The 22,769-nt window shown below is 60.9% G+C and carries 14 protein-coding genes, 1 tRNA gene and 1 riboswitch; of the genes, 5 read left to right on the top strand and 10 right to left on the bottom strand.

Translation table 11 applies throughout. The features are described 5' to 3' along the window. Nucleotides 1–3: 3 nt before the first annotated feature. Entirely contained in the window at nt 4–2,178 is a 2,175-nt protein-coding gene (locus NW862_RS06555) for a primary-amine oxidase (RefSeq protein WP_414348346.1), read from the bottom strand. 589 nt (nt 2,179–2,767) lie between these two features. Here NW862_RS06555 and NW862_RS06550 point away from each other — a divergent pair. After that, complete coding sequence (locus tag NW862_RS06550) at nt 2,768–5,086, top strand: GAF domain-containing protein (RefSeq protein WP_414427032.1); 2,319 nt, start codon at nt 2,768–2,770, stop codon at nt 5,084–5,086. On the opposite strand, the gene NW862_RS06545 is transcribed toward NW862_RS06550, so the two are convergent. Then, nucleotides 5,087–5,159: transfer RNA gene (locus tag NW862_RS06545), tRNA-Arg, on the bottom strand. A 136-nt stretch (nt 5,160–5,295) separates the two neighbouring features. Here NW862_RS06545 and NW862_RS06540 point away from each other — a divergent pair. After that, nucleotides 5,296–5,739 carry a hypothetical protein gene (locus tag NW862_RS06540; RefSeq protein WP_414427031.1) on the top strand — a complete coding sequence of 148 codons (444 nt, stop codon included), beginning with the start codon at nt 5,296–5,298 and terminating at the stop codon, nt 5,737–5,739. Nucleotides 5,740–5,943: 204 nt separating this feature from the next. Here the strand turns inward: NW862_RS06540 and rpsT are convergent, their stop codons facing one another. Continuing rightward, nucleotides 5,944–6,246, bottom strand: coding sequence for a 30S ribosomal protein S20 (rpsT, locus tag NW862_RS06535; protein ID WP_414334928.1), 303 nt, complete (start codon nt 6,244–6,246; stop codon nt 5,944–5,946). 88 nt (nt 6,247–6,334) lie between these two features. Between rpsT and NW862_RS06530 the strand changes: the two genes are divergently transcribed. Continuing rightward, a complete protein-coding gene (locus NW862_RS06530; RefSeq protein ID WP_414427030.1) occupies nt 6,335–7,699 on the top strand; it encodes a CRTAC1 family protein in 1,365 nt (454 codons plus the stop codon). Between the two features lie 14 nt (nt 7,700–7,713). Here NW862_RS06530 and NW862_RS06525 read toward each other — a convergent pair whose 3' ends face one another. Then, a complete protein-coding gene (locus tag NW862_RS06525) occupies nt 7,714–9,594 on the bottom strand; it encodes a cation:proton antiporter (RefSeq protein WP_414334930.1) in 1,881 nt (626 codons plus the stop codon). A 247-nt stretch (nt 9,595–9,841) separates the two neighbouring features. After that, nucleotides 9,842–9,933: riboswitch (Glutamine riboswitch) on the top strand. A 93-nt stretch (nt 9,934–10,026) separates the two neighbouring features. Between NW862_RS06525 and NW862_RS06520 the strand changes: the two genes are divergently transcribed. Further along, nucleotides 10,027–10,470, top strand: a complete 444-nt coding sequence (locus NW862_RS06520) for a DUF4278 domain-containing protein (RefSeq protein ID WP_414334931.1) — start codon at nt 10,027–10,029, stop codon at nt 10,468–10,470. A 219-nt stretch (nt 10,471–10,689) separates the two neighbouring features. Here the strand turns inward: NW862_RS06520 and NW862_RS06515 are convergent, their stop codons facing one another. The 4 genes from NW862_RS06515 to glnA form a co-directional block, all read right to left on the bottom strand. After that, complete coding sequence (locus NW862_RS06515; RefSeq protein ID WP_414427029.1) at nt 10,690–12,726, bottom strand: cation:proton antiporter; 2,037 nt, start codon at nt 12,724–12,726, stop codon at nt 10,690–10,692. A 191-nt stretch (nt 12,727–12,917) separates the two neighbouring features. Beyond that, the gene (locus NW862_RS06510) at nt 12,918–13,646 is read right to left on the bottom strand and encodes an SDR family oxidoreductase (RefSeq protein ID WP_414427028.1); all 729 of its coding nucleotides are present in this window, start codon (nt 13,644–13,646) and stop codon (nt 12,918–12,920) included. Between the two features lie 66 nt (nt 13,647–13,712). After that, nucleotides 13,713–14,300, bottom strand: coding sequence for a hypothetical protein (locus NW862_RS06505; protein WP_414427027.1), 588 nt, complete (start codon nt 14,298–14,300; stop codon nt 13,713–13,715). Nucleotides 14,301–14,575: 275 nt separating this feature from the next. Next, a complete protein-coding gene (gene glnA / locus NW862_RS06500; RefSeq protein WP_414348330.1) occupies nt 14,576–16,000 on the bottom strand; it encodes a type I glutamate--ammonia ligase in 1,425 nt (474 codons plus the stop codon). A gap of 409 nt (nt 16,001–16,409) precedes the next feature. Between glnA and trxB the strand changes: the two genes are divergently transcribed. Beyond that, complete coding sequence (trxB, locus tag NW862_RS06495) at nt 16,410–17,843, top strand: thioredoxin-disulfide reductase (protein ID WP_414332955.1); 1,434 nt, start codon at nt 16,410–16,412, stop codon at nt 17,841–17,843. A 112-nt stretch (nt 17,844–17,955) separates the two neighbouring features. Here the strand turns inward: trxB and purL are convergent, their stop codons facing one another. Both purL and recG read right to left on the bottom strand, forming a co-directional pair. After that, on the bottom strand, nt 17,956–20,241 hold the full coding sequence (gene purL / locus NW862_RS06490) for a phosphoribosylformylglycinamidine synthase subunit PurL (RefSeq protein ID WP_414332957.1): 2,286 nt from the start codon (nt 20,239–20,241) through the stop codon (nt 17,956–17,958). An 11-nt stretch (nt 20,242–20,252) separates the two neighbouring features. Beyond that, nucleotides 20,253–22,676: an ATP-dependent DNA helicase RecG gene (gene recG, locus NW862_RS06485; RefSeq protein ID WP_414427036.1), complete on the bottom strand. Its 2,424-nt coding sequence runs from the start codon at nt 22,674–22,676 to the stop codon at nt 20,253–20,255. Nucleotides 22,677–22,769: the final 93 nt, after the last annotated feature.

The following is a 22,769-nucleotide window of genomic DNA, read 5'->3' as shown; positions in this document are numbered from 1 at the left end:
CAGCTAATGGGAATGGCTGGTGCTGCAGCAGCTTTTGGTTTTCGGCGGCGGAGGGGGCACATCCAAAGCCGGGTTGCACTCAAAGAAGCCCAGCGGCTTGAGCAGAAAGCCAATGTAGCTAACCGGCATCACCGGCCAGTCTTCGGTGCGGGGGAAGTGGTTACAGCCAAAGCTGTACCAGAGCACCAGGCGGGTATTTTCTAGGGATCGGTTGGCTTGTGTCCATTTCACCAGCCCTTCCCCACCGGGGTGTTGGTTGGGGTAGTCCCCCGCCGGGAACTTTTCGCCAGGATGATAGGGCGTGGCCCAGAGGTGGTGGGCCAAATACCCTGCCCGTCGATACAGCCAGGAGTCGGGGTGGGCCAGGAACCGGACATTCTCTCCTGGGAGCAACTTGTAGGCCACCGGCTGCCCCAGGCGGTTGTGGCGGTTGGGGTTGACAATCTTCCAGTAGCGCCCCCGCAAGGGATCCACCGTTTGCTTGGCTTCCTGCTCAGTGCTCAACAAGGTGGAGCGGGCGCGGAAGGCGTTGCCGTAGGGGTTATCCGGCCCCAAGGGCAGCGGCTCGGCATGGACTTCGTAGAGGGAGTTGCCCGGCCCATCCACCGCCATGTCCAGGCGCACGGTAAAAAAGTGCTGGTGGTTGAGGCCAGACAATTGGGGCGCTACCAAGACGCCAAACTCCGGTTCCTCCCCCGGCAGGGTGGCGCAGGTGTTGATGATGCCGGTGAGCTTGGCCTCGAACTCCAGCGTGCCGTCCTGGTAGAAGTACCAGAAAAAGCCGTAGTCGTAGTTGCCGATGGTGGTAAAGAAAGAGAGCACCAGCCGCCGCGAGCGCCGCACCTGAGCTCGCTCCGTGCGCCAGTCGGTGTGCTTCCAGAGCACGCCAAAGTCCTCCTCGTGCATGCAGATGGCGTTTTTGAGGAGCATGGGCTCACCGCTGTTGCTGGGCAGCCAGGCATCGAAGTAGTAGATCTCCCCCAGGCAGTCGCAGCCCAGGCGCAGGGAATTGGCCTGCATGCCGATGCCGTATTCCCCCACGTCAAAGGCGTTCTTGCGACAGTGGGGATCCCGTGGATCCCCGTAGGGCACCACCATCTCGGCTACCGAAGCCCGATAGAGGATGGGGCGAAGGCGGCCCTGATCCTCATAGCTCACCTGATGCAGCACCAGCCCCTCGCGGGGGTTAAAGCTGATGCGCAGATCCCACTTCTGCCAGCGGATGTGGTGGCCTTCTACTTGGAAGCTCACCCCTTGGGGCTGAGTAATTTCCAAAGGCTTCAAATCTCGGCGAAACTCTTTGAAGAAGATCTCGTCAAAATTGCCATCTTCCGGGGGCAGAGGCCAGGGGCCGCGATCCTCCACCTTGATCACCTGCATTTGGTTGAGGTCAATCCAGGGGTAGAGGCCTTCGAGGGGACGGGCATAGCCATTGTCGTAAGGGGAAGTGCGCAGGAAACACAGACCCCGCACCAGCCGCCGCCCCTTTTCTTCCGGGATCCCAAAGTAGCCCACCGTCCAGTAGTCCACCATCACCCGCTCCACATCGGCAATGCCCCGCCGCTGCAGGGCGGCCAGAAATTGGGGATCCTCCTTGAGCAAGCGGTCACAGGCGTAGACCTCATCGTCCAAAAGGGGCGGCTGCACGCCGGGGACGAGCTGCCAAGAGCACACCTGCTGCCGAGAGAGGGAGACCACCGCCTCGTAGGTGCTGCCCTCGGTGGGATCCAACAGCACCACAAACGCCTGCCGATCCCAGGGTTGGCCCGGTTGCCAAGCTTCCATCCAGGGCCGCTCCGGCTCCTGCAGTTGGATGGTGACAAAGCGGCAGCGGGAAGCAAGAGGGCGCTCCTGACGCAGGATTTTGACCACTTGCCGGATTTCTTCGCCATTTAGGGGATCCAGGGGGTGGCTTGGCCATTCGGGCCGGACAGCCGCGGTTGTGGCAGAAAGCGATCGCTCCTGCTCCTGCAGAGCAGGCTGAGGACTGCGAGGAAGTTCACAAATCACAGAAATAACCTTGAATTCTACAGAAAATGAATTGGCTGGGTGACGATCCGTTGAAAAATGCCGCAGGGATCCCCTTGCCTGCCACCCCAGGCGCTCTAAGCTAGCCATCAGCCCGTACAGGACAACCTGGCCGTTGCCACAAGCAACTTTGGCGACCTTGGCCGGCAAGAGGATAGGCTCAAAGAATCCGTTCTTGGGGACAACCTCACCTTCGCCAGCTAGCCCAACCTGAGGTTATCCCCATCCGTTGGGTTGTCTCTGCCCGCTAACCAAAGGAAGAGGGCAGCGGCACCTTGAGCAGCCGCGTTACCGCAAACCGAAAAATATCGAACAATCGCCAGAAACTAACTATAGGCTTCCGAGGGAAAAGATCCCCGCTCAAAATCAGCAGCAATTTTTTTAGGCCAAACGTGGCATAGGGCAGCATAAAAAAGAATCAACGCTTCACGCAGGCTGAGGGCGCAGCCGCAAGGAAGGAGCTTGATGCAGCACTGCTCTCTTCTCAACGCGAACTCATTTCGGCTTGCCCTAACCCCACCTGCTAGGGGGATCCCCAGTGTTGGGATCCAAGGCGCAACTGCCCATTACTATAGCAGAGGCTCCCCCCTCGGCCACAAGCTGCGGGCAAGAGTCGGCTCTCCGGATCTGAAGTTTAGCGTGAAGTAAAGATCTTGTATTGGCTAACACATCTTTGAGCAGAGTACTAAAATCATGCTTAAAGCTAAGGATTTCTGGCAAGGGGATCTCTCAGATCTGTATGAGGATCGTCCACAATGAGGTAGCGCTGGTGGAACAACCAACCGTTTTGGTGGGGGAGATGGCTTCAGCTCAACACCGCCTGGTGCCGGTGCGGCCAGAAGACGGCGGCTTTTATCCAGAGCATCTCTCCTTGGCTCTGGAGGCCACCCAACTGGGCTACTGGCAACTGGATCTGCGCAGCGGGGAGCTGAGCAGTTCCCCTCAGTGCAAGGCCAAGTACGGACGGGATCCCGGCGAGGAGTTCACTCTGGAGATGTTTTTCGAGAGCGTTCACCCCGAAGATCGCCAAAGGGTGAAGGAAGCTTTCCAGTTGGCGGGGCCTAGAGCATTGGAGGGGGATCCCAACTTGGCAGTCGAGTACCGTGCCCATCTCGCAGACGGGCAGGTGCGCTGGCACCTCTCTCAGGGGATTGTGCTCCTGGGGCCGGAAGGGGATCCCAGCCATGTTGTCGGGGTAACCCTGGACATCACCAAGCGCAAGCAGGCCGAGCTAAAGCTGCAGCAACAGGTGCAGCGGGAAAAACTGTTTAACCGGCTCATTCAAGCCATCAGCACCTCTTTGGATCTACCCGCCCTCTTTGAGGTAGCGGTGCAGGAAGTAGGCCAGGTTTTGCAGGCAGCGCGGGTTACCCTTTACCAATATCTGCCTACCGAGAAGGTGTGGGTGGGCATTGCCGGCTATGTTCGCTCCCCCGATGTGCCCAGTACTCTCCAAATGCGCATACCGGATGATCCGCAGATCCCAACCATTCAGCAGTTGCAGCAGCTGCAAGTTTTTCACGTGGCGGATCCCCAGCAAGTTTCCGATCCCTTTGCATTGCAGGAAAGGCAAGACCACCAGCTTGGCCCCTGGCTTACCATCCCGGTGGCCTGTCAAGGGAAACTTTGGGGCGCTCTAGCCCTGAGACGCCTGATCTCTGAACCCGATTGGCAAGAGGAAGAGATCGAGTTGGCCAGGGCAATTGGCAATCACCTGGCAGTCGCCATTCGACAGGCGGAACTTTACCAAAAGCTGCAGCAAGCCAACGCCGAACTGGATTACCAAGTGCGGGTGCGCAACGGCCAACTGCAGCAAGCCTACGAAGACGAGGCCCTGCTGCAACTGATCACGGAAGAAATTCGCTCCAGCCTAGACGAGCACAAGATTTTGGAAACCGTGGCGCAAGAACTGGCCCTCAGACTGGGTCTTTCCGGCTGCATGATTGCCCTCCATGACCCAGAACGACAGGTTAGCGTTTTGGCCTTGGATTATCGACCTGGAGAAGGGATCCGCCGTTTTCCCCTGGAGATCCCCTTTGCCGATTTTGCCGAGGTGCTCCAGCAGCTTCAGGGTGGGCAGTTCTGCTATTTCAGCAACCTTGGCCACCCCTGCTGGCCCAGCTACGACCGCCACACGCTGCTGGTACTTCCCATTTGCGATGCTCAGGAAGGCGAATCTCTCCTGCTGGGAAATATTTGCGGCTCGCGTCCGCCGGGGCAGGTGTTTGGCGAGCGGGAACAGCGCTTGATGCGGCGGGTGGCCAGCCAGTGTGCGATTGCCATTCGCCAGGCCCGGCTTTTCCAAACCGTGCAGCAGCAGGTGCAGCAGTTGCAGGAGCTCAACCACCTCAAGGATGAGTTTCTGCACATGGTCTCCCACGAGATGCGCACGCCTCTAACCAACATGAAGCTGGCAATTGCTTTTCTCTCCAAGGCCAACCTGACGGAGCGGGAGCAGCGCTACTTGCAGATTTTGGAGATGGAGACCAACCGCGAGCTGGACTTGATCAACGAGCTGTTGGAATTGCAAGCTATTGAAGCCGGAAATAGGGATCTCAATCTAACCTGGTTATCTCCTCAGGAGTGGATCCCCAATCTTTCCGAGCCCTTCCGGCTGCGAGCTGCCCAGCAGAACCAACAGTTTCAGTTGGAATGGGATCCCGACCTTTTGCCCCTCTGCACGGATGAGAGCCTGCTGTCGCGGGTGGTGGGCGAACTTTTGAACAACGCCTGCAAGTACACGCCGGCTGGGGAAAGCATCTGTTTGCGCTTTAGCCAGACCCATCAACAGAACCGTCCCGGCTGGCTGATCGAGGTGCGCAATACGGGAGTGGAAATTCCTCCAGAGGCGCTGCCCCATGTGTTTGAAAAGTTCTACCGCATCCCACAGTTGGATCGCCGCAAGGCCGGAGGGACAGGCCTAGGCCTGCCGCTAGCCAAAAAGGCTATGGAGATGTTAAAGGGATCCCTGACGGTGGAAAGCCGTTCCCGGCAGGTGATTTTCCAGGTGTGGTGCCCCCATCAGGGCAGCTTGTCGGCAACTCAAAACAGAGCCTAGCGCCTTGCGCAGGACTCGAACCTGCAACCATCGACTTAGAAGGTCGGTGCTCTATCCATTGAGCTAGCAAGGCAAGCTGCAGAGCCATTATATCCTTGGGCAAGTTCCGCTCTCTGTAACCTACTCCCCAAAACCCCCAGGAGCTGCGTTCAGGGATCCCAGTCGCTAAAGTTATAACGAAAGTCTTGGTTTGGAGAACCGGGATCCCTATGCCCTTGCCCCCTGAGCCTGACTCAGCAGAGGAGAGGAACACTATTTCCGTCCCTCCTGGCCTGGGATCCCTCTCTCCGGCGGCCAGGCGTCTGCTGCGCCTCTACCATGGCGGCAGCTTTATCTTTCTGGGCCTGCTGTGGCTGCTGGTCGGGATCCCCAGCCTCTGGGCTTTGCGGGCAGATCTCATCCGCCTGTGGAACCATTTCACCTGGACAGGCCTGCGCTATGCCTTGTTTTACCGGCCCGGCTGGCCTACCTTCGGCCTTTTGCTGTGCGTCAGCTTCACGCTGGGGATCTTGATCGCCCAAAGCCGCTACGAGCTGTTTGGCCTCTATCCCATGGAGCGCCTGATGTTGGAGCGCCAGTCCCGCTGGATTTTGTCTTTGCCCGCCTGGCATCCGCTGCGGCGCTGGCTGGTGCGCACCTTGGATTCCCGCTAGTTGGCCTGGCCGAGAACTGGGATCCCTGACCAGATGTCCCGTCTTGCCATGGCTGCTGTTGCTCCTTGGCTGAGGTCAACGGCTGTCAGCGCCGGTTTGGAGAAGGTTGCAACACACAGCAGAGTAGCCTGGTAGGCAAATGCTTAAGCTTGCTTCCGGGGCAGCAGTAGAGCCCTTTGGGCTCCGCCTGTCCAAGACCCTGTCTTAGGAGGCACTTGTGGCGGCTAGGGATCGTTGCACAATCCGAGATAGACGAGCCTTCCGACGGGCGGCTGTGTTTTTGTGGAGAACCCCTGTTTTGGCCGCTTTGTCGATGCGGCTAAAGGCAGCGCTCATCGCCGCTTGAATCTCCTGCAGGGTTTCCGGTTGGGGGTTGGCGGCGTAAGTAGAGGAGAGAGAGATCACTTTTTTCATCAGCGCGCGCACCATGGCTTTGGTAGCTTTGTTGCGTAGCCGATTTCGCTCGGCAATCTTGACGCGCTTGATGGCAGATTTAATGCGTGGCATGGTCGAGAGGGAAGCTACGGCGGAGATCTAGCATACCATTAGAGTTTGGAGCTCCACCAGTTCCTGCCTCTCCTACGACGGGATCCCCATGTTTCGAGATTGCAGCTCCCTCCTCTTGTTCAACCCGCCTGCCCTTTTCTATGGGGTTGCCGTTTGCGATGTGGATCGGGACGGGGCTTTTGAGCTGTTTGTGTGCGGCTTCCGCGGCCCGAATCGGGTTTTGAAGTGGAACGGCCAGGCGCTGGTGGATCTGGTGGACGATACTCTGGCCGATGCAGGGCGCATGGCCATTGGGGTGGCTGCCGGCGACTTCGACGGCGACGGGCAAGAAGAACTCTATGTTTTGAATACCGATACCTTCGGCGGGCGCAAGCGCTTTGGGGATCGCCTCTTCGACTGGCAGGGATCCCGTTGGGTGGATCTGTTCTCTCTACCCCACAACCAAGATGCCCTCAACTTGACGGCCGGTCGCTCGGTGGCCTGCGTGGATCGCTTTGGCCAGGGGCGGTACGGGTTTTTCGTGGCCAACTACGGCGGCCCCATGCGCCTTTACGAGCTGGGCTCCAACCAGATGATTGCCGATGTGGCACCGGAGGCGGGGGTGAACCGGGTAACGGGCGGGCGGGGGCTGGTGGCCCTGCCCTTGGTCTCGCAGCGGATGGACATGTTTGCCGTCAACGAGCAGGGGCCCAACTTTTTGTTTCGCAACCGCGGGGATGGCACCTTCGAGGAGATTGCCGCCGAGGTGGGGCTGGCGGATCCCGGCGAGCATGGGCGGGGGGTGGCAGCGGTGGATCTGGATGGGGACGGGCGGCTGGACTTGGTCTACGGCAACTGGGAAGGGCCGCATCGCCTCTGGATCCAAACCCCCGGCGGCATCTTCAAGAACGTGGCCCCCCCAGATCTGGCCAGACCCTCCCGCATTCGCACAGTCATTGCTGCCGACTTCGACAACGACGGCTACCCGGAGCTGTTTTTTAACAACATCGGCGAGCCCAACCGCCTGTTTGGCTGGCGCTCTGGCTGCTGGCAGGTCATTGACATTGGAGAGGCTGCCGAGCCGCAGGGATTGGGGACGGGAGCGGCAGTCGCCGATGTGGATGGGGACGGTCGCCTGGAGCTGCTCATTGCCCACGGCGAGTCGGGCGCCCAGCCCCTGAGCTTCTACCGCCCCCTGGCTAATGGCAACAACTGGCTAAGGGTCTTGCCCCTCACCCGCCAAGGATCCCCGGCCCGCGGCGCCCTGGTGCGGCTGATCACCTCTACCCGCACCCAGATCTATCCCATCGATGCCGGCAGCGGCTACCTCTGTCAGATGGAGCCGGTGGCCCACTTTGGCCTGGGATCCGAAACGCTGGTCAAGGAAATCCAGATCCAGTGGCCGGACGGAAAACAGTTGCAGGTGGCTCGCCCGCCGGTCAACCAGCTCCTGCGGATCCCCTATCCTGGCTAGCTCCCCTGAGAGATCTACTCAGCGGAGCCTGAGATCCCTGCCCATTCCGGCTGCACGGGGCGCTGCCAGTGTTCCCACCAGGCCAGCACCTCAGGTGAGCTGCCGTTGGCAGGAGCGGAGAGGGGGGGAGAAGGGGGTGTCAGCCAACTGACAGGCGTGGGGATCAGGCAACTGGGGTGGAGAGGGCGCAAATCGCGGTAGTGGCTGCTGCGGATGGCTAGGATCTCCTGCTGGATGACCTCCAGGGGCTCGCCCAGCTTCAGCAGCACATGGCTGCACAAGCCCAGGCTGGCCTCAAATTCCGGGTGGACGACTTCTCGGGCTCCCAACTGATAGAGCTGCTCAATGTCCTCTTCATGGGTGGCCCGCACCACCACATCCAGGTGGGGCGCCAGTTCCAGCGCCCGTTTCAGGCAAAGGCGCATGCTCAGGCGATCCGGCAGGGCGATCACCAGGGCGCGAGCTTGGGACAGACAAGCTTTCTCCAGCACCGGGGCGCTGGCGGCATTGCCGTAGAGATAGGGGATCCCGCGCGAGCGCAACTGTTGGATCACCCGTTCCGACTGGTCAATCACCAAAAGGGGATGGCGACGGGCTTCCAGGATGCGCACGATGTCTTGCCCCACCTGTCCATAGCCGCACACCACCACGTGCCCCTCTTGGGGAGCGTCGGGAGCCAGAGCGCGGGGCTGCTCGCTCCCTTCCAGCCAACGGGCCCAGAAGGGGATCCCTTGTAAGTTTGCCAGCAGTCGCGGCGCGCCCCTGAGCAGAAAGGGAGTGACGAGCAGGGTAACAGCGGTGGTGCTGACGATGAGCAAATAGAGTTGCCGCGACACCAGCCCCAGCGCCTGCCCTTCACTGGCCAAGACAAAGGAGAACTCGCCGATCTGCGAGAGGCCCAGCCCCACCAACACCGCTGAGGGGAGCGGGTAGCCGAACAGACCGGCCAAAGGGGCCACCAGGCAAAACTTGCCCACCATCACCAGCCCCACTAACCCTAGGATCAAGGGCAGGTGGGCGGCGATAAAGCTGGGATCGATGAGCATGCCAATGGCAGCAAAAAAGAGGGCGGCAAACACATCCCGCAAGGGCTCTACGTAAGCCAGGGTCTGGTCGGCGTATTCCACTTCTGAGATCATCAGCCCGGCGATAAAAGCCCCGATCTCACTGGAAATGCCCAGCCGCTCCGTCAACAGGGCAATCCCCACACAGAGGCTGATCACCCCCAGCAAAAACACTTCTTTGCTCTCCTGCTGCGCCAAAAGCCGCAGGAAAGCGGGCACCAGCCACATCCCGCCCACCACCGCCCCCAGCCCCACCAGGCCGATTTCTGCCAGCGCCTTGGCCAGGGATCCCGCCAGCTCCGGCAAAGGACAATCCAAAGCCGGCAACACCGCCAGCATCAGCCCTACCGCCAGATCCTGCACAATCAAGATCCCCAGCATGGCCTGAGCTTGGGGCGTGCCCATCTGGTTGGTCTCGATGAGGCTTTTGAGCACCACCGCCGTGGAAGACAGAGAGAGCACCGCCCCCAGGAAGATCCCCTGCACCGGCGTCAGCCAGCCGCTGGCCACCGCCAGCACCGCTGTGATCGCGATGGTCAGGCCGATCTGCAAGGCACCGCCGCCAATGGCGATCCCCCGCACCTGGCGCAATTCTTTGAGGGAAAACTCCACCCCCAAAGTAAATAGCAAAAAGGTCACCCCAAACTGGGCCAGGGTTTCCACCTGCACCAACTCCTTGATCCACCCCAGCCCCGCCGGCCCCACCAGGATCCCGGCCAGCAAATACCCCAGTAACACCGGCTGCCTCAACAGGGAGGCCAAAAATCCGCCCGCCGCCGCTGCCGCCAACACCGTCACAATGTCCAAAATCAGGCGAAAGTCTTCCTGCACCGAGACACCCCACCAGGAGTATGAACTTTTGTAGCCGATCCTGAGGATTCTTCCACGATACTGCTTTCTTCGGCCTTGCGGACAGACTGGGCCCAACCCAAAGCGCTGCAAACCGGCTCCCAAAGAGGATGCCGCGTCATTCAGCCTGGGTTGTTGGATAGCTAGAGGGGGAATCAGGAGAAATTTTTGTTAAAAGTTGCTGACAACACCCCAAAACCGTAGCTTATAATACAGAATGTAGACAGAAATCGTTCATCCTTTCGCCTGCCGTTTGGCTCATCGTGGGGCGAGATGGCGGCCAGAGGACGGAAGTAGGGAATTATCCCGAAGGAACGCGCCTCAAACCTTGTGACTGTCCAGGGGACATCCCAGGTCACTTCTCAACTCAGGAAGTGAAGTGGATACAGACCATTACATTTGGAGGCGAAAATCATGGAACTCTCTTACCGTGGCGTTGGTTACACCCACTCACCGGCGACGGTGACTGTTTCTCCGGGCAAAGTGGGGGGTCGCTATCGGGGGCTGGACTGGCGGTTCCGCCACCTGAGCAAGCCGGTGGTTTTGCCCACTAACCTGAACCTGCTCTATCGAGGCGTGGCCTATCGTACCGAGGCTGCGGCAGCGCCGGCTCCAGCCGCTCCGGTGATGGCAGCTGCTCCGGAGGCGGGCCGTTCCCATATTCTGGACGAGTTGGCTCGCCGCCTGATGATGGGTCATCAACGCGCGATTCGGATTCGGCAGCAAGCCATGTTGGTGCGCGGCACGGAGCAGGTTGGGCTGCACGTCAATGTGCGCAACTTCTGGAACCGCATCCAAGGAAAGGTGCATCCCACCTTCCGTCTCACCTATGACCGCAGCCGAGTCAGCATGAGCTGACTCACTTGTAGCTGTTGATGCTCTGGCACAAGCCTAAGGATCCCGGCCGGGATCCTTTTTTTTGGGTGCTGTTGACGATGGGGTAGCCCAGGGGAGTGTGGAAACAGGGATCCCAGTAGGCTGCAGGGGGCAGCCACCCTTGGGTCGAGCGGCTCGTGGTGGGTGGGATGGCTGCTAGGCCCGCCGGAGGGGGTGGGGGGATCCGACCCCCGCTGTCGTTTAGAGGGGCTCCCCGACCATGATCAAAGAGCTGGTGAGGCGTTCCAGGATGCGGGTGGTCGTGTCGCTGAAGGATAGGCTCCCGCTGGGGTTGCGCCGCCGAAAAGAGGGCAACACCACCAGGTCAAACCCTTGGGCCTCCTGCAAGAGGGCTTCGACGACATCGTCGCTGGCCAAGACCTTTACCTGGACAGGGCAGCTCAAGTCCGGCTGTTGGGCCAGGGACAAAAGCTGCGCCTCCAGCCACTGGCGATCGCTTTCGGGGGTGCTGGCGAGGCAGATGTGGAGCAAGGTAACCTCTCCCTGGTTGGCGGCAGCCAAGATCTCGGCTAAGCGCACTGCCCGAGCCGCCTGCGAGCGAAAGTTTTCCAGCGCCACCAGGATCCGCCGCAGCTTGTGAGAGGGCTGGAGCAGGCGCGCCACGGCAACCGGGCAATGGGCGGCCCAGAGGACGCTATTGATGACACTGCCGAAGAGGCGGGCCCGCAAGCGGGTGGGATCGCTCCAGCCCATGACGATGAGGCTGGCGTTCTGCTCACGGCTGGCGTGGTTGATCCCTTGGGCAACGTGACTGTCGATGCGGCTGAGGGGGGTAACTTCTACTCCCGAGGCCTGACAAAACTCCACTGCCCGCCGCAGCAGATCCTCGCCGTGTTCTAGAGAGTCCTGCAGCAAGGGAGAGTCCATGTGCAGGTGGCCGGTCGCCACCGCGAGGGGAACCACCCGCCCGCCCTCGTGCTTGGCCAGGAGGCAGGCCATCTCCAGCAGGTTTTCCTCGGTTTCGGGATTGGCCAGCGGCACCACGACCACGTAGGGCGGGGAAGGCGGCGCTGCAGAGGCGGGAGCGACCCCTGCGGCAGATGGAAGCCGACCCTGTTCCTCCTCCATAGCCATTTGCGTGGCCGCCCGACTGGTCAAAATTGGGCCCAGGGTGGCCGTAACCAACATCAACACCACCACGCTGTTGAGCACCTCTGCATTGAGCAACCCCACGCGGTACCCCACCAGGGTTGCCGCCAAGGTGGCCGCCACCTGGGGTAAGGAAAGCGACCACATCATCAGCTTTTGCGCCGGGGTGTAGTGGTAGAGCCACTGACAGAGTTGGGCGGCAGCGTATTTGCTCAGGGTCAACCCCAGCAGGATACTCAACATCAGCCAAAGGGAGCTGAGGGTTTGTAGAAAGGCGCGCAGGTCGAGCAACAGCCCTATATCCACAAAGAAGACGGGGATGAACAAGATGCTGCCGACAAAGACGATCTTTTCTTTGACAGAGCCCTCCCGCAGCACATCGTTCACGGCTAGCCCCGCCAGAAAGGCGCCGATGATCTTCTCTACCCCAATCCATTGCGCCCCCAGAGCTGCCACAAACAGAGCCAGCAGCACAAACAAAAATTGGTTGCCCTCTTCGCTGCCGGTTACACGAAAAAACCGCTGCCCCAGCCAGTCCACCCCAAACAGCACCGCAGCCGCATAGAGCAGCAGGGATCCCAGCAGCCGCACCAAGCTCCAGAGGGAAAACTCGCCGCCGTGGATGCCGACGCAGACCGCCAAGACCAGCAGCGCGGCAATGTCGGTGAAGATGGTGCCGCCGATGGTGACCAGCACCACCTCGTTTTTCACCAGGCCATAGCGGCTGACAATGGGGTAGCCCAGGGGAGTGTGGGAGGCAAACAGGGATCCCAGCAGGATGGCGGCGTTCCAGCCGAAGCCAAATAGCCGCCCAATGGCAGTGCCCACGGTTAGAGGGATGGCAAAGGTCAACAAGCCAAAGGTGGCGGAGCGGTTGCGGGTCTGCCGAAATTGCTCCAGGTCGATCTCCAGCCCGGCCACAAACAGCAGGTAGACCACGCCGATATCCGAGAGCAACTGCACCGTCGGCAGCTTTGAGCTCAGCAGGTTCAGCCCCTGCGGCCCCAGGGCGATCCCCGCCGCCAAAAGGCCCACCAGCCCCGGCAGGCGCAGCCGCTCAAAGAGCAGCGGCACCACCAGGATCACCCCCAGCAGTAGAGCAAACGAGAGGATAGGCTCCTCTTGCAAAAGTGAGCGTATGGCCTCCATCGGCCAGGCCCCTGGCTGGACGTCTCCCTAATTATGGAAGCAATCCTCCCAACTAGCCACGGGGAGACCTCGCCCGCCTCAACCCTCCCTTTCCAGGCTGGGAAAGTCCCTGCTGGCGATCCCGACTTCAGCAGCTTGGGATCCCCCCCATTCCCAGAACTGGGCGAGCCTTAGAGAAACTGGTGGCTTTCCGGCTGCAACACCACCTCGTTGGGCACGGCATTGGCGGGCAGCGTGAGGATAAAGCGAATGGCCTCGGCAGCCGTGGCAGGGCTGAGCATTTTGTCCCGCTGCACCTTGAGGCTGATGGGATCCCAGAAGGGCGAGTCAATGCCGCCAAAGTAAAACAGGGTAAAGCGCACCCCAAAGCGCTTCAGCTCATCGGCCATGCACTTGCTAAAGCCGACCACGCCAAATTTGGCGGCACAGTAAGCTGCAGCCATAGCCATAGGGTGACGCCCAAGAATGCCGGGGAAGTTGAGGATGTGGCCGGATTTTTGCTCCCGCATGGCGTTGGCCGCCAGTTGGCTGGTGTAGAAGCTGCCCTTGAGGTTGACCGCCAGCATCTGCTCCAGGTCGGCAGGGGTAATTTGCGGGGCAGGCTTGAGGATCCCAGCCCCCGCCAGGTTGATCAACACGTCGATCCGCCCGTGCCTTTGTAGGGTTTGGTTGACAAGGGCCTCGACCTGGCTGTAGTCCGTCACATCGGCAGGGATCCCCAGCCCGGAGGCAGCCCCCAGGGACACCGCTTTCTCCGCCAAGGTGGAAAGGGGATCCTCTCGCCGCGCCGCCAGCACCAGATGGGCTCCGGCCTGGGCCAACAGAGGCACAAGGGCGCTGCCAATACCCCCTGTGGCCCCTGTAATCAGAACAACCGCCTGGGACAATGAGGAAGACACGTTACGTTTTTTAAACTCTTCCTCTCATCATACCCAGGGAGTGGCCTTGAGGGGCGATCCAGAGAGCTAAACGCGACGCAGCCGCAGTCTTTGCACCCATTCTTCCCCGAAGCGCAGCCGGTCTGCCATTTTTTCTGGACTCACCTGTTGGTCATCCCGCCAAACGATAAGCTGCGGCCCGGATCCCTCGGCACAACAAGGAGCATGTTGCTCCAAAAAGCTAAGAAAACTAGGATCGAAGCGCAGGCGAACCTTGGCCTCATCTTCTCCGCGCAAGAGGTATTTGCGGGAAAACCGAGGGTGGCTCTCGAAGTTGATATCTTGCATGCCAAAGGCTTTGGCGATGTCGTGAAACAGGGGAATATTCGGATGTAGCCGAAAGTGAGGTAGCCGCAGATCTTCGCAATAGGCCCAGAAAACAGACTGGGGATGAGTGCCGCGACTCTTGCCCCAGACAATCCTGCGACTCTTGCCCCTGCCGCTGGGGTACTTATAGGTGTACTGATAGTCAAAGGCACCGATCTCAGTTCCATCGATTAGCCGCTTGGACATTGAGTTGTAGAAACGTCGATCGTAGCCTCGTTCAAATAGTTCAAAGCCTGCCTGAAGCAAGCGGGAGCGGATCCCTTCGGGTAGCTCCGCTGAAAACGACATGCCCAGGCTCCTGGCTACCTGATCCAAAGCTTCCCGACGCTTCTTCTCTAGATAGTCAGCTAGATAGACAACAAGCGCCAGAAGGCCGATAAGAAAAAACGAGAACAGAACAAAAATAAGCCATTCCATTGTAAACCCTCCCTCCAACCTCTAGACTTCGGCGCTCACACCCAGAATACCTGGGCAGGCGCAAAAAAAGGGGATCCCCACGGCAAAAGAAGGGATCCCGTTCCAAAACCTCATTCGAGAACGAATGTTTTGGATGAAAACCTCGATCAGGCGTCAAAATAGAGTGCGAACTCGTAGGGGTGAGGCCGCAGGTTGATGGGGTTGATCTCGTTGTCGATCTTGTACTCGATATAGGTCTGGATGAGATCTTCGCTAAAGACACCTCCCTCCAGCAGGAAGTCATGATCCTTCTGCAGGTTCTCCAAAGCGTCCAACAGGGATCCAGGTGTGGAGGGGATCTTGGCCAGCTCGTCCGGCTCCAGATCGTAGATATCCTTGTCGAGGGGCTCGCCGGGGTGGATCTTGTTTTTGATCCCGTCTAGGCCGGCCATCAACATGGCCGAGAAGGCGATGTAGGGGTTGCAGGTGGCATCTGGGCAGCGGAACTCCAGACGCTTGGCTTTGGGATTGTTGCCGGTCACCGGAATGCGAATGGAAGCCGAGCGGTTGCCCTGCGAGTAGGCCAAGTTGACTGGCGCCTCAAACCCGGGCACCAAGCGTTTGTAGGAGTTGGTGGTGGGGTTGGTGAAAGCCAAGATCGCCGGAGCATGCTTGAGCAGGCCGCCGATGTAGTAGAGAGCTGTCTCGCTCAGGTTGGCGTAGGTGCCTTCGCTGTAGAACAAGGGCTGACCATCCTTCCAGAGGGACTGGTGGGTGTGCATGCCGGTGCCGTTGTCGTTAAACAGGGGCTTGGGCATAAACGTCACCGTCTTGCCGTGCTTGCGGGCCACGTTCCGGATCACATATTTGTAGACCATCATGTAGTCGGCAGCGGTGACCAGATCGGCGAAGCGATAGCCCAACTCCCCTTGCCCGCCGGTCGCCACCTCGTGGTGATGCTTCTCGATGGGCACCCCCAATTTGCCCATGGTCAGCAGCATCTCTGTGCGGATATTTTGGTGCGCATCGGTGGGCGGAACGGGGAAATAGCCCTCCTTGTAGCGAGGCTTGTAGCCGAGGTTGCCACCTTTCTCCTCACGGCCTGAGTTCCAGCGACCTTCAATGGAATCCACAAAGTAGTAGGCCGAGTTTTGAGTTTGGTCGAAACGAATATCCTCAAAAATGAAAAATTCCGCCTCCGGCCCGAAGTAGGCGGTATCGGCAATGCCTGTCGATCGCAGATAGGCGACGGCACGGGCAGCAAGGCTGCGGGGACAGCGGCTGTAAGGCTGGCCAGTGCGCGGCTCAACGATGCTGCAAGTCATGCTGAGGGTGGGCACCTCGAGAAAGGGATCGATCCAGGCCGTCTTGGGATCCGGCACCATGTACATGTCCGACTCGTTGATTGCTTTCCAGCCCCGGATGCTGGATCCATCGAAGGGGAGCCCCTCGGTGAAGGTTTCTTCCTTAATCATCGAGGTGTGGAAGGAGACATGCTGCCAGGTGCCGAAGATATCGACAAACTTGAGATCCACCATCTGGACATTGTTGTCCTGGATCATCTGAAGCACTTCTTGGGGCGTGGATGCCATCGCTCTCTCCTGATTGGGTTGCAGTTAAGACTGGGGAAATTGTGGCTGAAACAAATGGGATCCCAGCGGATGATCCCCGCGCCTCGACTTGGATGGGCCAAAAGCGCTCACCCATCCTAGAAAGGCCAACACCGGCATTTTGTAGCTTCTGATACAAAACTGGCCCGGCTCTGGCCTTCTGCCCAACTGATGAGACAACCTGGGCAAGACCTCTTGCCGCCAGCTCAGGATTAGGCCCGCCAGCAGTCCACACCTGCGTTCTAGATAGGCCAATGCCTCGGCTGCCCCAAGGGAGCGAAAATAGGACTGACGAGCCCCAGCCTCGCCCAGTTCGCCGAATCGTGTTAGGCTAAAGCGTAGTCATTATGAGTTTGATGTAATATCCCTGTTGCAGAAGGAGAGAGAGCGGATGACAGAGCAAAGTCGGATTGAGAATGTGGTGATTATCGGTTCTGGCCCTGCTGGGTTTACGGCGGCCATTTACGCCGGGCGCGCCAACCTGAAGCCAGTTGTGTTTGAGGGCTTCCAGGCGGGCGGGATCCCGGGTGGGCAACTGATGACCACCACCGAGGTGGAGAACTTTCCGGGCTTTCCCGAGGGCATCAGCGGCCCCCAACTGATGAAAAACATGCGGGCCCAGGCACAGCGGTGGGGGGCGGAGCTCTACCCCGAGGATGTCACCTTTGTGGATCTGAGCCAGCGGCCTTTTGTCGTCCGTTCTGACGAGCGGGAAGTGCGCACCCACAGCTTGATCATCGCCACCGGGGCCACGGCCAAGCGCCTGCACCTGCCCGGGGAGGAGACCTACTGGAACCGCGGCATGTCCGCCTGCGCCGTCTGCGATGGGGCCATGCCCATGTTCAAGGGGGTGGAGTTGGTGGTGATCGGCGGTGGCGATACCGCCTGTGAGGAGGCCACCTACCTGACCAAGTTTGGATCCCATATCCACATGCTGGTGCGCAGTGGCAAGATGCGGGCCAGCAAGGCCATGCAAGACCGGGTGCTCAACCACCCCAAGATTACGGTGCACTGGCACACCGAGGCGGTGGAAGTCCTGGGCGACGGCCAGCGCCTGACCGGGGTGAAGGTGCGCAACAACCAGACGGGCGAGATCCGGGAGATGGCGGTGGGCGGCCTGTTCTACGCCATCGGCCACAAGCCCAACACTGACTTGTTCACGGGGCAACTGGAGCTGGATGAAGTGGGCTACATTGTCACCCGCCCAGGATCGGTAGCCACCAGTGTAGAGGGCGTGTTTGCCGCCGGGGATGTGCAGGATCACGAGTTTCGCCAGGCCATCACCGCTGCCGGCACCGGCTGTATGGCGGCCATGTTAGCGGAGCGCTGGCTCTCGGAACACGGCCTGGCTCAGGAGTATCACGTCTTGCCCCAGAGCCATCCTAAACCCAGCTCTGCTGCCGCCCCGCCTGAGGCAGAGTTGGCGGAGGAATCTGCGGTTGAGGAAGCCAGCTTTGCGGAGAACGGCCACGAGGATCTGGATTTCAGCAAGACCTGCCATGAAGGGAGCTATGCCCTGCGGCGGCTCTACCACGAAAGCAATCGCCTGCTGATGGTCAAGTACACCGCTCCCACCTGTGCCCCTTGTCATGCCCTCAGGCCAATCTTGAACAAGGTCATCGAAGAGTTTGCCGACAAGCTGCACGTGGTGGAGATCGACATCGAGAAGGATCCGGAGATTGCCGAGGCAGGCGGGGTAGCTTGCACGCCGACGGTGCAGTTTTTCAAAAACAAGGAGCTGGTGGCGCAGGTGGTGGGCGTTAAGCCCAAGTCCCACTACCGAGAGGTGATCCAGGCCAATTTGTCTGAAGCAAGATCAGCTTGAGGTAGTCCCCCTCACCCCCAGCCCCTCTCCCCGAGGGAGCTGCCCTCACCCCCGGCCCCTCTCCCTTGGGGACGCCCTCACCCCCAGCCCCTCTCCCCAAGGGAGAGGGGAGCTAGGTGTTGTGGTAGGCGGCCTGCAGGGCGGCCAAAGAGACCGACAACAGGGGATCCCCTTCTGCCGTCGTCAAGGCCAAGGGATCGGCAGGGGATCCCACTTGTCCCAGCAGTTGCCACTGGCCGGGGAGCTGTGACTCTAAGTAGGCTTCCCAAGGAGAGCGCTGGGCTGGATTGACAGAAACGAGGATGCGGCTGGATCCCTCGCCAAACAGGGCCTGATCCCAGCGCAGGGATCCGGGAGCCAGAGAGACACTGGCGCCGCGGCCCCCGCTGAGGCAGGCTTCCGCCAGAGCCACGGCCAGTCCTCCCTCGCTACAGTCGTGGGCGGAGCGCACCCACCCCTGCCGGATGCCGTGGCGGCAGGCGGCTTGCACGCGCTTTTCCAGCTCCAGATCCACGGGGGCAGGCCGACCCGTGACCTTGTGGTAGATTGCCGCCAAATACTCGCTGCCGCCCAGACTGGTAACAGCCTGGGATCCCAAGAGGTAGATGAGATCGCTTTCTTGCTGCCACCCCTGGCCACAGACCAACTTCAAGTCCGGAATGAGACCGACCATGCCGATAACGGGGGTCGGGTAGATGGCCTGGGATCCCTTCTCGTTGTAGAGGGAAACGTTCCCCCCTGTTACCGGTGTCCCTAGGGCACGGCAGGCCTCCCCAATCCCCCGACAGGCCAGGGCCAACTGCCAGTACACCACCGGGTTTTCCGGGTTGCCGAAGTTGAGGTTGTCGGTTACAGCCAAGGGCTCCGCCCCCACGCAGGAAAGGTTGCGGGCGGCTTCGGCCACCGCGGCTTTGGCCCCCTCGTAGGGATCCAAATACACCCAGCGGCCATTGCCATCTAGGGTGGCAGCAATGGCCTTGCGGGCAGCCTGCAGGGGTGGCACCTCGCCGACGCCAAACTTTTGCGAGCGGATGCGGATAACCGCTGCATCTCCCTGCCCCGGCCAAAGGACAGTGTTGTTTTGCACCTGGTGGTCATATTGGCGATAGATCCAGGCTTTGCTGGCCAGGGTGGGGCGGGCCAAAAGCCGCAGCAGCACCTCTTGCCACGTCAGGGTTGCCTGATCGAGGTGGATCCCTTCGCGAGTGCAGGGGGGTAGGGTGGCGGGATCCCACTGCCACGCTGCCTGGACGTACTCCGGTGGCTCTGGCAACAGCGGGCGGACGTAGACGGGGGTCTCTTCGGCCAAGGCCCGCGCCGGCACTTGCACCACGCAGGATCCGCGGTGCCAGATCTCCACCAGCGGCTCGGCAATGACTTCTCCGGCCACGCTGGCCTGCAGGCCCCAGCGGTGGAAGATCTCCATCACCTCCGCTTCGCGACCTTTTTGCACCACCAGCAGCATCCGCTCCTGGGACTCCGAAAGCAGGTACTCCCAGGCGGCCATGCCGCTTTCCCGCGCCGGCACCCGGTCGAGATCAAAGCGGATCCCTACGCCGCCTTTGGCGGCCATCTCCGCCGTGGAGCAGGTGATCCCGGCCGCTCCCATGTCCTGGGCGGCCACCACGGCTCCCGTGGCAAAGGCCTCCAGGCAAGCCTCGATGAGACATTTGCCCAGAAAGGGATCCCCCACCTGCACCGCCGGCCGATCCTGCTGGGAGTCCTCCTTGAGCTCGGCGCTGGCAAAGCTGGCCCCGCGGATCCCGTCCCGCCCCGTGGGGGCGCCCACGTACAAGACCGGATTCCCCACCCCCCGAGCTGCCGATTTCACCACCGCCGGCGTCTCCAGCAGCCCCAGAGCCATGACGTTGACCAGGGGGTTGCCACTGTAGCAGGGATCCACGGCCACTTCCCCCCCCACCGTGGGCACCCCCACGCAGTTGCCGTAGTGGGCGATCCCCTCCACCACCCTGGCCATGAGGCGGCGGTTGCGGGGATCCGTCAGCGGCCCAAAGCGCAGGGAGTTGAGCAGGGCAATGGGGCGGGCGCCCAGGGTAAAGATATCGCGCAGGATGCCTCCCACGCCGGTGGCCGCTCCCTGGAAGGGCTCAACCGCTGAAGGATGGTTGTGGGATTCAATCTTAAAGGCCAGCCAGTCCCCATCCCCCAAATCTATGACGCCGGCATTTTCCCCCGGCCCCACCACCACCCGCTCGCCCGTAGTGGGAAAGTTTTTCAGCAGAGGGCGAGAGTTCTTGTAGCAGCAGTGCTCCGACCACATCACCCCAAACATGCCCAGCTCGGTGGGGTTGGGATCCCGGCCCAGTTGCTGCTGGATCTGGTGATATTCCTGGGGGGAGAGGCCGTGGAGCGTCAGCTCTTCAGGAGTAGGGGGCATAGGCACCAAGGTTAAGTCAACAAAGCCGGCCCCAAAAGGCGGGCCTGGCGTTCTTCCAGTATGCGACGCAGGCGGGGCCACTGCTGCAGCTGTGGGTCTTGGGCAATGAGCTGCTCTGCTGCCTGGCGGGCCAACTGCAGCACCTCTTGGTCATCCATGAGGCTGGCCAGAGCAAAATCGGGCAGCCCCGACTGGCGGGTGCCCATCACCTCCCCAGGGCCGCGGAAGCGCAGATCCATCTCGGCAATGAAAAAGCCATCGTGGGACTGCTCCAGGACTTTTAGCCGGCGCAGGGCCTCTTCGCTTTGGGATCCCGTCATTAAAATGCAGTAGGCCTGGTCGGATCCCCGCCCCACCCGCCCCCGCAGTTGGTGGAGCTGGGAGAGGCCAAAGCGCTCAGCATGCTCCACCAGCATCACCGAGGCGTTGGGCACATCCACCCCCACCTCGACCACCGTGGTGGAAACCAAGATATCCAGCTCCCGCCGGCGGAAAGCTTCTATGACGGCGTCCTTCTCGCTGCTGGTCAGACGCCCGTGCAGCAGGCCCACCCGGAACTGGGGGAAGACCTTCTCCTGCAGGCGCTGGTGCTCTTCAATGGCGGACTTGAGATCCAGCTTCTCAGACTCTTCAATCAAAGGCAGCACCACGTAGGCCTGCCGCCCCTGGGCAATCTCCCGCTCCATCAGCCGCACCACCTGCAGGCGATCCCCCGGTCGAGCCACCACCGTGTGCACCGGCTTGCGCCCCGGGGGCAACTCGTCAATTTGGGTAACATCCAGATCCCCGTGCAGGGCCAGGGTAAGGGTGCGGGGGATGGGGGTGGCCGTCATGGTCAGGACATCGGGGTGATCCCCTTTCTGTTGCAGGGCAGCCCGCTGTTCGACGCCAAAGCGGTGCTGCTCGTCGATAACCACCAAGCCCAGGTTGCGAAACTGCACCGCCGGCTGGATGAGGGCATGGGTGCCAACCACTAGGGGCAGCTCCCCGGTCTGCAACTGCCGTAGGATCTCGCGCCGCTTGGCGGGGGGTGTGGAGCCGGTCAAGAGTTCCACAGGCACTTGCAGTTGGCTGAGCCACTCCACCAGCTTGCGGTAGTGCTGCTCGGCCAAGACCTCCGTGGGAGCCATGAGGGCCGTCTGCCAGCCCGACTGGATGGCCGCCAGCAAAGCCGCCACCGCCACCACAGTTTTGCCGGATCCCACATCCCCCTGCAGCAGGCGGTTCATGGGCAAGGGATCCCGCAGATCCGCCAGGATCTCGTCGATGGCCCGCTGCTGGGCAGCGGTCAGCTGGAAGGGCAGGATTTGGTAGAAGCGGTCCAAGAGCTCTCCTCTAGCTGGCTGGTAGCGGGGGACAGCCTGGGCCTGGGCGCGGTAGCGCTGCCGCCGCTGCAAGAGGCTAAGTTGCAGGTAGAAAAACTCGTCGAACACCAGCCGCCGCCGGGCCTGGGCCAGCAGCTCTTGCGTCTTGGGAAAGTGGATCTGCTGCAGGGCAAGGGGCAAGTCCAACAGCTGCAACTGCCGCTTCAGGGGCTCCGGCAAGGGATCCTCCACCAAGGCGGCTGCCGGCAGGGCGAGCTGGACGGCTTTGCGCACCAGATCGGCGGGGATCCCTTCTGAGAGGGGGTAAACGGGTAGGATCTTGCCCAACCTCTCCAGATCCTCGCCCTCTCCCCCCAGCACCTCCAGTTGCGGGTTCTCCAGTGTCAAGCCCAAGCGGCCCTTTTTCACCAGACCGCTGGCCGCCACCACTGCCCCCTTGGGGTATTGCCGCTCCAGGGCCGCCTGCCAACTGCGCTGGGCAAATTGCCGCCCGCTGTAGAAGCGGCTGAGGGTGACTACGCCGCTTTTGTCGGCAAGCTTGAGGTTGAAGATGGTCAGCAAGGGGTTTTTGGGGCTGGTAAAGCAACTGCAGCTTTTCACCGTCCCCACCAGGGTAACCGTCTCCCCCACCTTGGCCTGGCGGATGAGCACGCGGCGGGAATAGTCCAGGTGATCCCGTGGGAAGTAGTAGAGGGCATCGCGCACAGTGTGCAGGCCCAGTTGCGCCAGTTTCTCCGCCGACTTGGGGCCAATGCCCTTGAGAAATTGCAGCGGCTGCTCCAAACTAAGGCCCTTGGGCAGGGGCAAAGCAGGGCTGGGTGGAGCAGAGTGGGCTTGTTCTTGCTGGCGACGCAGCCGCTCCAGCCAGCGGCGGGTTTCCGCCACCAGGTGCTGCCGCTCCGGCAGCTCTAGCTGGGGGTAGAGGCGATAGCGGGATCCCAGTTCTTTCCACCGCCGTCGCTCTTCCCCATCCAGGATCCAGCCAGCGGGGGGATCCTGGCCAAACACGCTCTGCAAAAATTGGGAGAAGGTCTGCTCTCGCCCCCGCAGGTCGGTAAACCCCACCTCCGCTTCCAGAGAAAGGGCGCGCTGAACCCGCTGTAGATCCACCTGGCTCAAGTTGCTTCTGGGTTGGCTGCCGGTAGTATCCTTTATCCAACTTTAGCCAATGGCAAAGCGTCCCAGGCGCAGCCCCTGGGCCTC

This window comes from Synechococcus sp. H55.8 (assembly GCF_047462375.1).
In the GTDB taxonomy this organism is placed as follows: domain Bacteria; phylum Cyanobacteriota; class Cyanobacteriia; order Thermostichales; family Thermostichaceae; genus Thermostichus.
Note: the sequence above shows the minus strand (reverse complement) of the source record. Positions and strands in the feature narration are given on the sequence as shown.

Excerpts from the sequence above, each read along its gene's own strand:
- NW862_RS06505 (WP_414427027.1), bottom strand. The coding sequence starts at position 14,300 with ATGTCGTTTTCAGCGGAGCTACCCGAAGGGATCCGCTCCCGCTTGCTT.
- trxB (WP_414332955.1), top strand. The coding sequence starts at position 16,410 with ATGACAGAGCAAAGTCGGATTGAGAATGTGGTGATTATCGGTTCTGGC.
- NW862_RS06530 (WP_414427030.1), top strand. The coding sequence starts at position 6,335 with ATGTTTCGAGATTGCAGCTCCCTCCTCTTGTTCAACCCGCCTGCCCTT.
- NW862_RS06550 (WP_414427032.1), top strand. The coding sequence starts at position 2,768 with ATGAGGATCGTCCACAATGAGGTAGCGCTGGTGGAACAACCAACCGTT.
- purL (WP_414332957.1), bottom strand. The coding sequence starts at position 20,241 with ATGCCCCCTACTCCTGAAGAGCTGACGCTCCACGGCCTCTCCCCCCAG.
- NW862_RS06520 (WP_414334931.1), top strand. The coding sequence starts at position 10,027 with ATGGAACTCTCTTACCGTGGCGTTGGTTACACCCACTCACCGGCGACG.
- rpsT (WP_414334928.1), bottom strand. The coding sequence starts at position 6,246 with ATGCCACGCATTAAATCTGCCATCAAGCGCGTCAAGATTGCCGAGCGA.
- NW862_RS06540 (WP_414427031.1), top strand. The coding sequence starts at position 5,296 with ATGCCCTTGCCCCCTGAGCCTGACTCAGCAGAGGAGAGGAACACTATT.
- glnA (WP_414348330.1), bottom strand. The coding sequence starts at position 16,000 with ATGGCATCCACGCCCCAAGAAGTGCTTCAGATGATCCAGGACAACAAT.